Raw genomic sequence first — 14,227 nt, forward strand, 5'->3', positions numbered from 1 at the left:
GCTGAGTTAGAGCTATTAGAAAAACTGGTAAAAAACTTGGGTAATTTGCCCGAATATAGCTTTTTACGCTCTCCAGAGATTGGACTGGCGATGGTGCGGGGACGTGCTGGCGGTACAGGGGAGGCGTTTAATTTAGGCGAAATCACCATGACTCGCTGCGTTGTGCAATTAGAGAACCTAGAAGAAGCGATCGCCGGATTTGGATATGGAAATCAAGCAAACTATTGAAATTATTACAAATGACAAATGACAAAACCTCTTTTACAAGTTCATCATCTGAGTAAATCTTACGGTGCGATTAAGGCTTGCGATCGCATCTCGTTTAATCTTTATCCTGGCCAAGTTCTCGGTATTGTGGGTGAATCAGGTTCGGGTAAATCTACTTTGCTGAGTGCGATCGCCAATCACATCACTGTTGAACAAGGTAATGTTACTTATAACAACCGTAAAGATGAAGACATAGAAGTTTTTCAACTTGCGGAAGCTAAACGACGGTTATTAATGCGAACTGAATGGGGTTTTGTCCAGCAAAATCCTCGTGATGGGTTGCGAATGCGGGTGAGTGCGGGAGCAAATATCGGTGAACGCCTTCTAGATGTAGGAGTGCGACACTACGGTAATATTCGGGATGAAGCCGCACACTGGCTACAACAAGTAGAAATTGACCCAGTAAGGATAGATGATTTACCAGTGCAATTTTCTGGAGGGATGCAACAAAGATTACAACTAGCCCGTGTGTTAGTTACACGTCCTCGGTTGATTTTGATGGATGAACCGACAGGTGGGTTGGATGTTTCAGTACAAGCGAGGTTATTGGATTTATTGCGATCGCTTGTTCGCAATTTTCGCCTCAGCGTCATCATAGTAACTCACGATATCGGCGTAGTTAGGCTACTAGCGCACAGATTGCTAGTCATGCAACAAGGACAAGTAGTGGAATCAGGCTTAACCGATCAAGTACTTGACGATCCACAACATCCTTACACTCAACTATTAGTCAGCGCAGCTTTAATACCATAATTTGTTGACGGTTGACGGTTGACTGATGACTGTCTCTTATTGGCACTTTTTAACCATGCAATCATTAACTCTTAACCATCGATCAGTAGAATTTTCTAGCCAAGCACTTTTGCAAGTAGAAAACTTACGAAAAAGTTTTACTTTGCATCAGCAAGGAGGAATGCAACTTTCTGTTTTAGAAGGAGTTTCTTTGACAGTTAATGCGGGAGAATGTATCGCTCTTTCTGGAGCATCTGGTACTGGGAAATCTACATTTATGCGCTGCTTATATGCAAATTATCGCGTTGATAGTGGTTCAGTTTGGGTGAAACATGAAGAATCTTGGCTTGATTTATGCCAACTCGCACCCCACGAAATTTTAGCAGTTCGCCAGAAAACTATGGGATATGTCAGCCAATTTTTAAGAGTAATTCCTAGAGTACCAGCCCTAGATGTAGCTGCCGAACCACTATTAGAATTAGGCATAAATATAGATATTGCATATAACAAAGTTAAAGACTTATTTCGTCGCCTCAACCTTGCAGAAAGATTATGGCAGCTTTCTCCCACAACTTTTTCTGGTGGTGAAAAACAACGGGTAAATATTGCCAGAGCATTAGTAGTTAATTATCCAATATTACTACTAGATGAACCAACTTCAGCCTTAGATGCTAGTAATCGTCAGGTAGTGATTGAACTATTACAAGAACGCAAAAATCAAGGCTGTTCATTAATTGGAATTTTTCATGATGAAGAAGTGCGATGTCTAGCGACAAGCCGTTCCACGTCTACGCAACTCTGCAACCGCGAATTAATTTTTAATAGTTGATGGTTGACGGTTGACGGTTGATTTCTTAACCATCCCAACAAAGCATTTACAATTCCCAGTCACCAGTCATCAGTCACCAGTCACCAGTCAACAAATTATTATGAACGAGCAGATTTACACTAACTATCGTCTGCAACTACCAAATCAAGAAATACTAGGTACTTTAGTAGTCAGAAATGGATTGATTGCTGATATTCAACCAGGAGTTGTGAGTCAGGGACAAAATGGTGAGGGAGATTATCTTTTACCTGGATTGATTGAGTTACACACCGACAATCTAGAACGCTGTATGTCTCCTCGTCCTGGTATTCGCTGGCCATTAGAAGCCGCAGCAGTGTATCACGATCGCGATTTAGCCAGCGCTGGAGTTACAACAGTATGTGATGCGATCGCAATTGGTGATGTAGCGGCTGGTTCTCCGCGCTTAATTAACTATGCACCGATGATTGATGTTGTTTCCCAAGGACAAATAGCCGGACGCTTTTGTGTAGAACATCGCCTGCATTTACGCTGTGAATTAGCTTATGAACAGGTCTATGAAATTACAGCACAATATATCAATCATCCTCTGTTATCGATGATTTCATTGATGGATCACACCCCTGGACAACGTCAATTTATTCGGTTGGATAAATTTAAAGAATATTACATGGGTAAACATGGTGTGAGTGCCGCTCAAATGGATGAATTTATTTCAACTCGTCAGCAAAAACAAGAAATATATGCACAAAAACACCGGACAGCCTTAGTAGAACTCGCCAAAACTCAAGGTATTTCCTTAGCAAGTCATGATGATGCTACTGTAGAACACGTTAAGGAAGCGGTACAAGATGGTGCAGTATTAGCGGAATTTCCCACTACCTTAGAAGCAGCTAAAGCAGCGCACAATTTAGGATTACAAGTATTAATGGGTGCGCCTAATTTAGTGTTGGGTGGTTCTCATTCTGGTAATGTTTCTGCAATGGAATTGGTATTGCAAAATTTAGTGGATGTAATTTCTTCTGATTACGTTCCCCAAAGCTTATTACAATCCATTTTTATGATTGCACAGAAGACAGAAAAGCCGATTTACGAAGCGATGCAATTATTTACCAGTAATCCAGCAAAAGCCATTAATGTATTTAGCGATCGCGGTAGTCTAGAAATCGGCAAAAGAGCAGATTTTATCGCTGTACATGATGATGGGATCGTACCTCGTTTAACTGCAACTATCTGCCGAGGCGATCGCGTTGCTTAATTTGACATTTCTGGAGGTATGGCGCGGCGCGTGCTGGTTGCTACAGCAGCAATAGAGTGTGCTGAATTGTTAATTGCTGATGAACCTACTCCTGGGCTACATCCAGAGATTGTAGTAGAGACGCTGAATCATCTGCGGGAACTGGCTCATGAGGGAAAAGGTGTAATTTTAATTACTCATGACTTAGAAGCGGCGTTACAACTGTACGTTCGCGTGGCTGTGTTTTATGCAGGAACAACCCTAGTAGTGGCGAAGGCTGGTGATTTCACATCTGGAAATCTACGTCATCCTTATACTAAAGCTTTGTGGCGATCGCTATGATTACAAACCTTAACTAAGGTAGCTTGTAGCTAGCAACGCGAATAATTAATTTACCTTGGTTAGGATTTTGGCTAAAAATAAATGCGCCTTCTTCGGTTTCTCCACGCGATAAAAAGTCAATTTGTTGTTCTCCAGTTTCCTTAACTTCACCATCAACTTCTAATTCAGCGATTATTTGCACTGACTCAGCCGTGTCTCCACCTGTATTGATGACTTCAAAAGGAACATAAAATTTTCCATCACTCTCGCGGATTGTTTGTTTATTGGAAACAGAGACAATTGGTGGTTGATTTTTATCTGTTAACCAGGTATATCCTACTAAACCAACTATTACTGCCAAGATAAAGGAAGCTATACTAAATGTTACCCATTCAGCCAGAGAACGTTCTTGCTGGTAATTTTCTTCTGTATTATTCATATTGCTAACCTCCCTGCTGCACCGCCAATAGTTGCAGGTAAACCCAGCATTAATGTATGATCTAACCACATTGTCCAAGGGTCGCTTAATGTTAGCTTTTGAAAGAACCATAGCATCATTGCAGCCGCTAAAAGTGAAACTAAGTAAGACATAATAGTTTCACCAGATGGTCTTTGAAAAATGCCTTTTTGTTGCCTTCGTTTTTGCTGATCGGCAAAGCCAGCTTGAAAGACGATGCCATAGGAAACTATTAAGGATGTGGCGATAATTGCTAATTGCCAAGATGGTGAAACTGTGGCGGCTAGCATGGGAATTTCATCTGTAGGGGCGATATTAAATGCTATGACAGTAGCACCAATTACTGTTGCACCTAAATCAGCAAGAGTGGCAGATATTTCACTCTTGGGTTTTTTCTTTTCAGTTTCTCCTGCATTACTACCTTCAGCATCTCCTAAAAAGTGATTGGCTAATGCTACACCAAGGGTAAAAGGTACGCTTTCAAAAATAATTTTCCCTAAGCTTTCTTTTAGAGGTGTTTCAATGGTTAATTCTTGTAAGAGAAATAATATAAAGCTAGAACATGCTAACCCGATCGCGATCGCCTCTACAGTATCTACAACTGCTTCGTAAGGGCGCTTTCTGCGTTGGCGTTTGCGGAAGCCTTCGCTTTTATTGAGTAAAAAGACACCAATAAACATCAATGCGATCGCTGTCATCATTAGTTGAGGTTTTGCTAGCGATCCAATCCACCATACTTCCATTGTATACAGCAAGGGAATCCCAAATAAAAACCCGCCACAGGTACCGCGAATGATGTCATTAATCTCACTTCTCCAAACATTTTTCCGGCGTTTTGCGTTCACTCCTATACTTTCCTTAGATGAAAAATCATTTTTTTTATTCCCAAAAATCTTTTATGTGTAAAATTTGATTAATGTATCTGCTAGCTGAAATTATCAAAATCTACATATATTATTCTTTAATATAGAGTTTTTAATTTTGCATCTATCTTAAGTAGAGATAATCATAAATCGATAAGCTATCTGATGATAGATACATGACGTTAGTGGATAATGTAGATTATTTTTTGTCAATAAATACAGCTAATGGCTGAACAGAGAAACTATGAGTATTGAAAAAAGAGTAGAAGCTACTGCTAAAAATATTGAAGGTAAACTTCAAGAAATCGTCGGTGAAGTGACTGGTAATCCCGCAGATAAGGCTGAAGGTAAAGCCAAGCAAGCTGATGCCAAAATCACTCACACTGCAGAAAATATCAAAGATGAAATCAAAAAAACTATAAACTAGTTATTTCATCTATATATAGATATTTTTAGGGCACAACAATGTTGTGCCCCTAGTGCATTTAGTTAAAAAACACTGTAATTTTGGGAGCATCCCAAATGTGTAAAAACGCCCTCACCCTATAAGGGTGGGGCTAGAAATACGAAGCCTGCCTTTGCAGGCTATCAAACTTTTAGCCTACCTTTGCAGGCTTTGTTGCTATAGCAATACCCTTCTAGGGTATTGCGTCAAAATTGGGATGCTCCCGTAATTTTATCTCCTTTGCCGGGAAGACCCCATACGCAGTGAAACGGAGTGTGGGGATGAAAGGCAGTAGTTGTTGAGACACCCCTTGATTGATTTCTTGCGGAGCAAGAACAGAAAAAGGGGTAGTTGAGTATTTAACAATTTTAGGGATTGTATTACTCCCTAAAATACCCTAAAATACTTTCAGGTCGATAAGGTAGAAACAATGATTGTTTTTGAGTTCAAAGCTAAAGGCACTTTGCGACAATATCAACAGATAGATGAAGCTTTACGGATTACTAAATTTGTCCGTAACAAGTGCTTGCGGTTTTGGATGGACAATCGTGGTGTTAAGCCTTACGACTTGAATAAATATACTGCTGTTATAGCCAACGAGTTTGACTTTGCTGATAAATTAAATTCCTCAGCAAGACAAGCAGCAGCAGAAAGAACAGCATTTGCAATCAAGAGATTTTTTGATAATTGCAAAGCTAAAATTCCGGGTAAAAAAGGGTATCCAAGATTCCAAAGAAATAATCGCTCAGTTGAATATAAACTAAGCGGATGGAAGCTTTCAGATGACCGCAAGTACATTAAATTCACAGATAAATGTAATATTGGTCAACTGAAGTTAATTGGAACTTGGGACTTACACTTTTACCAAGTTAAACAAATCAAGCGAGTCAGAATAGTTAAGCGTTCAGATGGCTACTACGTCCAATTTTGCGTAGATGCAGAACGTAATATAGATACTCAACCAACAGGTAAAACGATAGGCTTAGATGTTGGTTTGAATCATTTCTATACTGACTCGCAGGGTAATACAGTAGAGAACTCTAGATATTTACGCAGGTCAGAGAAGGCGTTAAAGCGTCTTCAAAAACAGGTTAGTCGTAAAAAGAAAGGGTCTAATAATCGCAGGAAAGCTATTAACCGTCTTGGCAGAAAACACTTGAAAGTTTCGCGCCAGCGTAAAGATAACGCAGTTAAGCAAGCGTTATGCGTGGTAAGGTCTAACGACCTTGTGGCGTATGAAAAACTGCAAGTGAAAAATATGGTTAAAAATAGCAAGCTTGCGAAGTCTATTAGTGATGTTTCATGGTCGTTGTTCACCCAATGGATAGAATATTTTGGGAAAATATACGGTCGAGTTGTTGTACCTGTTGACCCGAAATTTACCAGTCAAAAATGCTCATCCTGTGGTGAAACTGTGAAGAAATCCCTATCTGTACGCACTCATATCTGTAAGTGTGGGTGCGTACTCGACAGGGATTTAAATGCCAGTATTAACATACTGAACAAAGCCTTGAAACAAACTAACTTAGACATAAGTACGGTGGGGCGCACCGAAACTTTTAAAGCCTCGACTTCGCTCGGCTTTAACACTGAGCGAAGCCGAAGTGTTAACGCTTGTGGAGAGATGACCCTCTACCCAGATTTGGTAACAAGTCTAGGCAAGGTTGCTCAGTGAAACAAGAATCCCCGTATGTAGCGAAGCGAAATGCGGGGAGCGTCAACTGAGAAATCTCACTGTCCAAGGATAGCGATAATGTTCGCCGTGATAAGCTTTTACAGCAGCAAAAGTTACTAAAAATATTTGTAGTAATATCATTAATGATGTAATTGCGAACCAGAGCAATAATAAAATATCTAAAAGTGCTTTGATTTCTTGTCCTGTACTATTAGTTGTTACTGCTATACCACAAATAGTGAGCAGCATCAGCAAAGACAAGAGAATTATAATCAAAATATAAACTGTGAGAGAAATTTGGAAATTTAATGATTCTTTACCCTGAAAATCTACCCAAGGGGATTTAGATTTATTTAAGCGCCAGATTATGAGGGGAAAGAAAATATTTAACGGGAGATATAAGGGAATACCGAGAAATACCAAAAAAAATAATAACATCCATGCGCATAAAGCCGAGAGATGGCAACACATCGCCCAGATACGCATTTGTTGTTTTGGTTTTTCTCTCATGGATTTTTAATTTGCAGTGAATTGAAGAAATAATCCTCCATCTTAGTATCTATAAAAAAAGCCCAGCCAAAATTTAAAATTTGAGTATTTCGCGGTCATAATTATCTGGAAGTGGTTCTATTTCCCAGACTATACCTTCACCTGGTTCTAGGGCAACTTCTACAAAAAGTTGTTCTACAGCAGTTGCGGCGATATCTTCATTATTAGGGAATGGTTGTAAATCTTCGGTGAGTAGTCGCAATTTAAAGCCACCAGGGATAGCTGCGCCTACTGTGGCGTTACGCAATTGAAAGCGCCAAATGGGTTCATCTGGTTCGCCTTGGAGAATAACTAAGAGTTCGTAGGTTTGCCCCGCGATCGCTAATTGGCGAGACAGGATAGAATCAGGTTGTGTTTCTTCTACACCTCTACTACCCAAAAAATTCAATTGCAGATTTAATCGTTCCCAGCCGATAGTTTCCGCCACTTGAGAAACGCCGCTTTGCAACCATTGTAAAATAGACCATTGTTCGGTAATCCCCAAACGCTGCTGATATAAGCTTTTTCGCCAACCCCCATGTTCAATTAACCCACCCCAAAGTGAAAAAGGAATGTCTAAACGCGGTGTCAAGATTTCGGACTTTCCCAGGCGGGCAATGAGGTTTTGAGCTTGTGCTTGTGGTAGGCTGGGCAAGGTTGCAATTTCACTGCGGGTGGCTATTTGCGGGCAAAGTTCTTGGGTAACAGCTAATACACTCATGTCATTAATCAGTTCAGTACTATCTAGAGAATAAGTGCGATCGCTTGGATCGTAATTTCCTTGTTCCTTCAGTTGTGCGTGAGTACAATAACCCCAAACCCTGACATAGCCTTCATCTGCTTCCACTTGCACAGCTAAATAATAATCACCAGCCCAGCTAAGTAAATCCACCCATTCTTGGGGTACGCGGATTTCACTTAAATCTATGGTTTCACTGGGAACTAAAATAAAGCGTTTGTCGTCTATTAAGACTGCGGTTCCATTTACCAGTTCCCAAAAACTAGGTAAAGCAGTGGTAGTTGGCCAGACCTTTGCCTGTGGTGCAAAATCTTCTTGCAACCAAGGCAAGACTGCACCTAGGCAAAGTTCATTAATATAGCCTTGATAGCGAGAAAGGGGGTTAGAGAAAGATGGACTCTGAATATCCGCCCGATTTTGCACGTTAACGGGAATTTCTAACAATAAATCTGTGGGATTAGCAAAAATCATTGCATTCATGGCGGTTCCTCCGGGAAATTGTTAATAGTCAGTTGTCAGTTGTCAGTTGTCAGTAGTAAGAAGGAACAGCCAACAGTCAACGGTCAACGGTCAACAGTCAACGGTCAACGGTCAACAGTCAACGGTCAACAGTCAACAGTTTCCTATGCCCCATGCCCTAAATAGCTTTGTAACCATTCTTCCATTACTGTACTCATACTTTTGAGTAGGTCGGGAGTGAGGGAAATATGCAGGGTGTCTCGACTCCAAGTCCCTAAAGATTTGAGTAAATTTTCCCTGGCTTTGGTCAATCGCCGTGATACAGTATACTGCTTGATTTCTAAGTGTTTGGCGATTTTATCCTGGTTGAGTCCTTGAGCGTAGTACAGTTGAAGAATCTGTTGCGCCTCTGGTTCTAATTGAGCGATCGCATCAGCTAAAATTTGGTTAATTTCCGTTTGCTGCGAAGTTCTGGTTGTTTCTTCTTCTTGGGTAATAAATTCCTCAATTAAGGATGGTTGTTGATTTCCGGGCAAATTATCGAGTAATTCCCAAGAATTATCGCCACCTTGAGTGATATTGAGAGATTCGGCGCTGGGATAAAGATATTTGCGGGTGATTTTAGCTGCATGAAGTAACCACTTTTCTATAGTAGAAATATTTTGCTGTTGGCTACTTTGGCTATTGTAAGCTTTGGCGATCGCATCCCAAAGGCGATCGTCTGGTCGAGAAAGTTGGCGCGAGGTTCCGGTACTGGTGGGAAGATACAAGGTTTTAAAACAGTTCCACGCTAGGATGTAGCTATGAACATCATCTTTAGTTAAACCCGCAGTTTGCAACGCTTCCTGTAAACGCTTTTGGGAAATTTTGCGTAACAAAGCCCAATCTGTACAGATATCGACTTCATGACGTTGGCGTAAAGTTTCGCGAATGGCGCTAGCAAAAATGGGGCTGGCGTAGTTTTTAAGAGTATAACCGTGATTGGGGTTAAAACCTTTGAGGACGCGATCGATTTGCGCGATCGCTATTTGAAAACAATCTGATAATTGATACTGGGTACTAGCAAAACTATTGACGGTTTTTTGCGATACCCAATAGCAAGACTCTTGCAAATAAGCCGCCAGATGTTGCTTTGCTAAAGATTGAGTTTCCGGAACTTGCCAAAACTTATACCAGTAAAGCGCCCAAAAATACTCCGAAGTTTCCTGCGGTGTGCGTTTGAGACAACTTTGCATACTGCTACGCAATTTTGATTCTGTCGCCCAATGACTAAAGCGATCGGCAACAAATTGCACAAAAGTTGAAAAATTTTCAATGATGCTTTGCCGAGGGTGCATAAAAAACGTAAAGCCTACCTAGAGAAGTAGTGAAGGCATTAATAAAGTGCCTCCACAAACTTTACTACACCGGATGAGAATCATGTTGCGACTTTCAATGAAATCTTTAGCACTTGCTAGTATGGTAGCCCTAACTACAGTAACTAGTGCTGTAGCCCAAATTCCTGTAATCAAAAATATACATTTGACTCAAGTACCCAGCTTTAATTGCGGCCCCCATCTGCGGACTTACATTGTTAAGCCTTTAGATAACCGTCAAGGTCAAGGTATCCGTTGCGTCAAACTCAGTGAAGGTAGACCAGGAACGAAAATCCCCAGACTAGCCTGGTACGGCGAAGGTAATTGGGGTGGCGCTACTTACCGTCACGTAGGACAGGCAATTTACCGAGGTGCTAACCTTATCGGCTTTGCATCGGATATTCACGGAAATGGCGAAGATATCAACAATAACTTTCCCGGAAATCTCAACGTCCAATTCATCAATTCTTCAACTATTCGTGTCACTGGTGCATGGAATGAAGAATGGCAATTAGTCTCAGCTACTAACTATCAACCTTTACCCAGACCAAAAACTTGTGGTGGCTATTTTGATGAATACAAAGTTTCTGATTTAAATGGAACTCGCAACGGTGAAGGATTGCGTTGTGTTCTCCGTGTCGGACTCAAGAATACCACTTGGTTTGGTAACGGTAATTGGGGCGGTTCTACTTATTCCCACATCGGTACTCGTTCATTTAATGGTTACGGTGCTGGCGATATTTGCGGTAATGGTTTCGGCCCTATTTGTAACACCTTTAATTGGGGTTCATTGCAGTTAACTCCTGTCGGTGGCGGTTTTAAAGTTACAGGTGCTTGGAGTGAAAAATGGCAGTAATAAATTAGGAAATTTATATTACTAATTTCTGCCAATATCTATCTCATATTTCTAGACAAATCCCAAAATAAATTACTAATAATGGAGTAATAAAATGTTGAAACGTTATTTGATGATTGCTGCTTCTAGTGTAAGTTTAGCTGCTTCTCTAATTAGTCCTACATTAGCAGCACCTGCTGATTTCATTGGTACTTGGGTGAATAAAGATAGCAATACTCGTGGTGTAACTCGCTTAGTTGTTACCTCAGCAGGTAGCAATAAATTAAATATTCAAGTGTTTGGTAAATGTCATCCCACAGATTGTGATTGGGGAACAACATCAGTTGTTACCTATGGTTTGAATGTGCAAGATACTAACCATACCTATGGAACAGCTAACTATAATCAAGGTTTTTCCAATACATTATTAACCTTAAATCATGCTGGTTCTCAAATCATGTTGCAAAGCTTCACCCAGTTTTTAGATAATAGCGGTCGGCAAAATTATTATAGCCGCGACTACTTCCAAAAATCTCTTAAGGTGAGAGTTCCTCTAGATGTACAAATATCTCCAATCAAGCCTAGCAGATGATTTAGATTTACAAATTGACAAATAGATAGTTATTTACCACAGATATCCGCATTCTTTGCTGTTTATCTGTGGTTTTTTAATACTTAATTAAAGCGATGTAATGAAAATACTGGTAAGCATTTCTAGTCTATTTATGTTGAATTATTTAATTATCTTCTGGAAAAGCAGTAGGGAAGATTGATAATTGCTTTATTTAGTTAATTACATTGATGTTTTCAACAGCCTCAAGCTAATATTTTTTGGTTGGTTTTAAGTTGTCTCTAGAGTCAATTTCTTCACTTAATTCTATCGACTCAACATAAATCTATCTGTTGATAGATGTTCTAAGTAATTATTCTGATATGGCAGTCATGCTTCATCAAAACTTTAAAAAAATCAAACACAATAATCTTGATATTTTCTTATACATGTGCAACTATACATAGTGATTAATTAACCTTAAATTAATTTTTAGATAAGCTTAAATTAAACTGACGCTTTATCGGAGTCCATTTTAAGATAGGTGCATAAGCCAGCATTTAGGGTTGCAAAAATCAAATAATATTTGCACTCAAAAAATAATTTTTGGGTTAATTATTTATGCTTGATGAAGCAGCGAATATTAACATTTTATCGGAAAAGTCTTAATCAATTTTTTCATAATTAAATTTCTGAGAGTAGCAATTATATTGATGTGTTGATATGTAGAAATACGAGTTTACAATAAGGATTGGTAAGATTTATGAAAGATTTAATTGATAAAAATTTAATCCATCCTAGTCAAACAAAGCCTAGTTATCAAATAAAAATTGTATTTTTCACATTTTTAGCAACAATCACACCAGTCACTTTAATTTTTCTCCTCTTGAATATAGGGCAGAAAACTGGGCTAGGTTATTTAACAAGAGATCCAGCAGCACTTACTAATACACCTTTTTACATTGGATTGTTCTCAAATATTGGTATATTGCTATGGTGTTCTTGTGCAACAATTTGTCTGTTTAGTTATGCAATTCTCAACCAAAATAATCGTTCTCAGGAATTAGCTGGGTTTTTATTATTTTCTGGACTGTTAACATCTTTCTTAACGCTTGACGATTTATTGATGTTGCACGAGGAAGTTTTTCCTCTATATTTAAAGTTTCCAGAAAAGTTATTTTATGTTCTATATTTAATGACAATATTATTTGGTTTTGGTAAAAACTTTAAAGCAATCAAGAAAACGGAGTTTATCATTCTATCTGCATCTGTAGTTTTTTTTATTTTATCAATATTGTCTGATAAAATTCATAATCACCATATTGTTGCTGTAATGGAAGATATATTCAAAATAATTGGTATTAGTACTTGGTTGACTTATTTAACAAGGTTATGTGGGCGAGAAATCAACAGTCTATTGCGGTTGTCTAAGATAAATAAAGATTTTTAAGCTAATTTAAATTAGTAAACAAACGATTATAACTCAACCTGCCAAAACAGAACTTTTTACACTCTATGCATTGGCAGGTGAGAATAATGCAGGTATGCTTAATAGGTCAAGTGTAAGAGGTTGTTTGAAAAGTGATTGGCTGTATCTTCATACTAATCGATCCCCCCTAACCCCCCTTGAACAAGGGGGGAAAAGAATCAAAGTCTCCCTTAACAAGGAGGATTTAGGGGGATTTAAAAGATTTTTCTACCAATGACTAACAGGCGATCGCAATTTTCATGTTATACAGTCAATGCATAAGGTACACTTACCTTTTGATGTTTATGCAAATAGTTGATGAATAATTGCTTCAGGCGTGGACTGACGCCAGCATGTTCAAAGAAGCCAAAGCCGAGATTCTTGGCTTTATTTAAGGTTTGTTCTGGTGTTAATCCTTCGTTAATTGCTACGCTTAACAATGCAATTGCTGTGGAACGCATCGCAGCAGCACAATGGATAACAGTTGGTTTGGGAAGTTGATCTAAGGTTGTGAGGATTTGCGTAATCAGCTCTTCACTTAAATTTTCTAGCTTGAGGGGCACATTTGCATAATCTAGTCCCAAAGCTTCCACTATCTGTTGCTCATTCTTCACAAATCCTAACTCATCTGGCGATCGCAAATTTAAAACTGAATTAAAACCTTCTTGTTTAGCTTGTTGTAGCTGTTGTTGTATAACTTGTCCTGTTGTTGTCAAATTTTCATTGATCCGAATAGTGTTGTTCACCAAAGTCCTCGCGCCGTGGAAGCCCCTGGCTTTAGACATGGGGGTAAGGCGCAGGCGATTTTAATCGCTGTCAAAAACCTTGTGTTTTATGAGATGATACATATATGTCGAAATGGGCAAAGGCACTGTGTAACCCCACAGAAACGGCTTCGCCAGTAGACGTAAAGGCTGTCGCGTAGCCTTGTTAGGGTAGAAACACACTGCTTGCTGAATGGCAAAACAATGTGTTTTTGGGGCGTGGGGATGAGTACATCCTCTGTTTAATCGTAACCGCGCCTAGAGGTTCGGGCAATAGTGTTTCGGAACCTGTACAGGAACCAAACCGCTATATCTCAGGGCTACTAAAAGCCCCCGCATTTATGCGTGGGGAATGCGTTACGTTCACTCCTTTGAACTGTAAATAGTACCTATGCAAGACAAAGAGTCAGGATTTAACAGAAAATCCCGATTCTCAATATTTCTCAGCAGCTGCGCAACTGCTGGTAAGTCGGTTTTGCAAAGCTATGCAAACAAGCACAACCAAATTTCGCAAACATCAAACACTCTCAATGGATGGTTTTGATATTTACTTTGTTTGATGATTGCGATCGCGACCGTTAACTACGGTTACTCGCTCGACTTTTAGTAGTTTATTTATTATACAGTTCTCCGATAGATTTAAGAGTGTTTAAAAAAATTTTTCTTTTGAGAAATGCTTTTTCCAGATATTTCGGTATAATCACTGATTAGTACTTGTTACAGT

17 protein-coding genes are annotated in these 14,227 nt (G+C 39.3%); 11 read left to right on the top strand and 6 right to left on the bottom strand.

The window, feature by feature from the left end; genetic code table 11:
- The 5 genes from AACW45_RS22990 to AACW45_RS23010 all read left to right on the top strand — a co-directional run.
- The coding region (locus tag AACW45_RS22990; protein ID WP_190635119.1) for a phosphonate C-P lyase system protein PhnG at positions 1–228 on the top strand (228 nt) is incomplete at its 5' end.
- A gap of 18 nt (positions 229–246) precedes the next feature.
- Positions 247–1,020: a phosphonate C-P lyase system protein PhnK gene (gene phnK / locus AACW45_RS22995; protein ID WP_190635121.1), complete on the top strand. Its 774-nt coding sequence runs from the start codon at positions 247–249 to the stop codon at positions 1,018–1,020.
- A 55-nt stretch (positions 1,021–1,075) separates the two neighbouring features.
- Positions 1,076–1,828 (top strand): phosphonate C-P lyase system protein PhnL, encoded by a 753-nt coding sequence (gene phnL / locus AACW45_RS23000; protein WP_190635252.1) that lies wholly within the window; start codon positions 1,076–1,078, stop codon positions 1,826–1,828.
- 10 nt (positions 1,829–1,838) lie between these two features.
- Entirely contained in the window at positions 1,839–3,065 is a 1,227-nt protein-coding gene (phnM, locus tag AACW45_RS23005; protein ID WP_277880425.1) for a phosphonate metabolism protein PhnM, read from the top strand.
- An 18-nt stretch (positions 3,066–3,083) separates the two neighbouring features.
- On the top strand, positions 3,084–3,386 hold the full coding sequence (locus AACW45_RS23010; protein WP_199331219.1) for a hypothetical protein: 303 nt from the start codon (positions 3,084–3,086) through the stop codon (positions 3,384–3,386).
- Positions 3,387–3,399: 13 nt separating this feature from the next.
- On the opposite strand, the gene AACW45_RS23015 is transcribed toward AACW45_RS23010, so the two are convergent.
- Positions 3,400–3,804, bottom strand: coding sequence for a TIGR02588 family protein (locus AACW45_RS23015; protein ID WP_190635125.1), 405 nt, complete (start codon positions 3,802–3,804; stop codon positions 3,400–3,402).
- A complete protein-coding gene (locus tag AACW45_RS23020; protein ID WP_190635254.1) occupies positions 3,801–4,673 on the bottom strand; it encodes a TIGR02587 family membrane protein in 873 nt (290 codons plus the stop codon). The genes AACW45_RS23015 and AACW45_RS23020 overlap by 4 nt, the downstream gene beginning before the upstream one ends.
- Before the next feature lie 256 nt (positions 4,674–4,929).
- Here AACW45_RS23020 and AACW45_RS23025 point away from each other — a divergent pair, with 256 nt between their 5' ends.
- Both AACW45_RS23025 and AACW45_RS23030 read left to right on the top strand, forming a co-directional pair.
- Positions 4,930–5,112: a CsbD family protein gene (locus AACW45_RS23025; protein WP_190635127.1), complete on the top strand. Its 183-nt coding sequence runs from the start codon at positions 4,930–4,932 to the stop codon at positions 5,110–5,112.
- A gap of 448 nt (positions 5,113–5,560) precedes the next feature.
- Positions 5,561–6,805 carry an RNA-guided endonuclease InsQ/TnpB family protein gene (locus AACW45_RS23030; protein WP_190635129.1) on the top strand — a complete coding sequence of 415 codons (1,245 nt, stop codon included), beginning with the start codon at positions 5,561–5,563 and terminating at the stop codon, positions 6,803–6,805.
- Positions 6,806–6,847: 42 nt separating this feature from the next.
- Here the strand turns inward: AACW45_RS23030 and AACW45_RS23035 are convergent, their stop codons facing one another.
- Together AACW45_RS23035 and AACW45_RS23040 are read right to left on the bottom strand one after the other, a co-directional pair.
- Positions 6,848–7,315 carry a DUF4870 domain-containing protein gene (locus tag AACW45_RS23035; protein WP_190635131.1) on the bottom strand — a complete coding sequence of 156 codons (468 nt, stop codon included), beginning with the start codon at positions 7,313–7,315 and terminating at the stop codon, positions 6,848–6,850.
- Between the two features lie 73 nt (positions 7,316–7,388).
- Positions 7,389–8,552: a DUF1822 family protein gene (locus AACW45_RS23040; RefSeq protein ID WP_373462098.1), complete on the bottom strand. Its 1,164-nt coding sequence runs from the start codon at positions 8,550–8,552 to the stop codon at positions 7,389–7,391.
- Positions 8,553–8,591: 39 nt separating this feature from the next.
- Between AACW45_RS23040 and AACW45_RS23045 the strand changes: the two genes are divergently transcribed.
- The gene (locus AACW45_RS23045; RefSeq protein WP_277880426.1) at positions 8,592–8,717 is read left to right on the top strand and encodes a hypothetical protein; all 126 of its coding nucleotides are present in this window, start codon (positions 8,592–8,594) and stop codon (positions 8,715–8,717) included.
- Here the strand turns inward: AACW45_RS23045 and AACW45_RS23050 are convergent.
- Positions 8,696–9,868 carry a sigma-70 family RNA polymerase sigma factor gene (locus AACW45_RS23050; RefSeq protein WP_190635133.1) on the bottom strand — a complete coding sequence of 391 codons (1,173 nt, stop codon included), beginning with the start codon at positions 9,866–9,868 and terminating at the stop codon, positions 8,696–8,698. The genes AACW45_RS23045 and AACW45_RS23050 overlap by 22 nt on opposite strands.
- Positions 9,869–9,914: 46 nt before the next feature.
- Between AACW45_RS23050 and AACW45_RS23055 the strand changes: the two genes are divergently transcribed.
- From AACW45_RS23055 to AACW45_RS23065, 3 genes are all read left to right on the top strand, one after another.
- A complete protein-coding gene (locus AACW45_RS23055) occupies positions 9,915–10,742 on the top strand; it encodes a hypothetical protein (RefSeq protein ID WP_339385086.1) in 828 nt (275 codons plus the stop codon).
- A 94-nt stretch (positions 10,743–10,836) separates the two neighbouring features.
- Positions 10,837–11,313 (top strand): hypothetical protein, encoded by a 477-nt coding sequence (locus tag AACW45_RS23060; protein WP_190635137.1) that lies wholly within the window; start codon positions 10,837–10,839, stop codon positions 11,311–11,313.
- 721 nt (positions 11,314–12,034) lie between these two features.
- A complete protein-coding gene (locus tag AACW45_RS23065) occupies positions 12,035–12,721 on the top strand; it encodes a hypothetical protein (RefSeq protein ID WP_190635139.1) in 687 nt (228 codons plus the stop codon).
- A 281-nt stretch (positions 12,722–13,002) separates the two neighbouring features.
- Here AACW45_RS23065 and AACW45_RS23070 read toward each other — a convergent pair whose 3' ends face one another.
- Complete coding sequence (locus AACW45_RS23070; RefSeq protein WP_199331220.1) at positions 13,003–13,524, bottom strand: beta-lactamase hydrolase domain-containing protein; 522 nt, start codon at positions 13,522–13,524, stop codon at positions 13,003–13,005.
- Positions 13,525–14,227: the final 703 nt, after the last annotated feature.

Source organism: Calothrix sp. FACHB-168, assembly GCF_963889195.1.
GTDB classification, from domain to species: Bacteria; Cyanobacteriota; Cyanobacteriia; order Cyanobacteriales; family Nostocaceae; genus Aulosira; species Aulosira anomala_A.

Bases quoted from the DNA above. Each gene is read 5' to 3' on its own strand.
- AACW45_RS23070 (WP_199331220.1), bottom strand. From the start codon at position 13,524: ATGTCTAAAGCCAGGGGCTTCCACGGCGCGAGGACTTTGGTGAACAAC.
- AACW45_RS23025 (WP_190635127.1), top strand. From the start codon at position 4,930: ATGAGTATTGAAAAAAGAGTAGAAGCTACTGCTAAAAATATTGAAGGT.
- AACW45_RS23050 (WP_190635133.1), bottom strand. From the start codon at position 9,868: ATGCACCCTCGGCAAAGCATCATTGAAAATTTTTCAACTTTTGTGCAA.
- phnK (WP_190635121.1), top strand. From the start codon at position 247: ATGACAAAACCTCTTTTACAAGTTCATCATCTGAGTAAATCTTACGGT.
- AACW45_RS23035 (WP_190635131.1), bottom strand. From the start codon at position 7,315: ATGAGAGAAAAACCAAAACAACAAATGCGTATCTGGGCGATGTGTTGC.
- AACW45_RS23060 (WP_190635137.1), top strand. From the start codon at position 10,837: ATGTTGAAACGTTATTTGATGATTGCTGCTTCTAGTGTAAGTTTAGCT.
- AACW45_RS23040 (WP_373462098.1), bottom strand. From the start codon at position 8,552: ATGAATGCAATGATTTTTGCTAATCCCACAGATTTATTGTTAGAAATT.
- AACW45_RS23065 (WP_190635139.1), top strand. From the start codon at position 12,035: ATGAAAGATTTAATTGATAAAAATTTAATCCATCCTAGTCAAACAAAG.
- phnL (WP_190635252.1), top strand. From the start codon at position 1,076: ATGCAATCATTAACTCTTAACCATCGATCAGTAGAATTTTCTAGCCAA.
- AACW45_RS23030 (WP_190635129.1), top strand. From the start codon at position 5,561: ATGATTGTTTTTGAGTTCAAAGCTAAAGGCACTTTGCGACAATATCAA.
- AACW45_RS23015 (WP_190635125.1), bottom strand. From the start codon at position 3,804: ATGAATAATACAGAAGAAAATTACCAGCAAGAACGTTCTCTGGCTGAA.
- AACW45_RS23010 (WP_199331219.1), top strand. From the start codon at position 3,084: ATGGCGCGGCGCGTGCTGGTTGCTACAGCAGCAATAGAGTGTGCTGAA.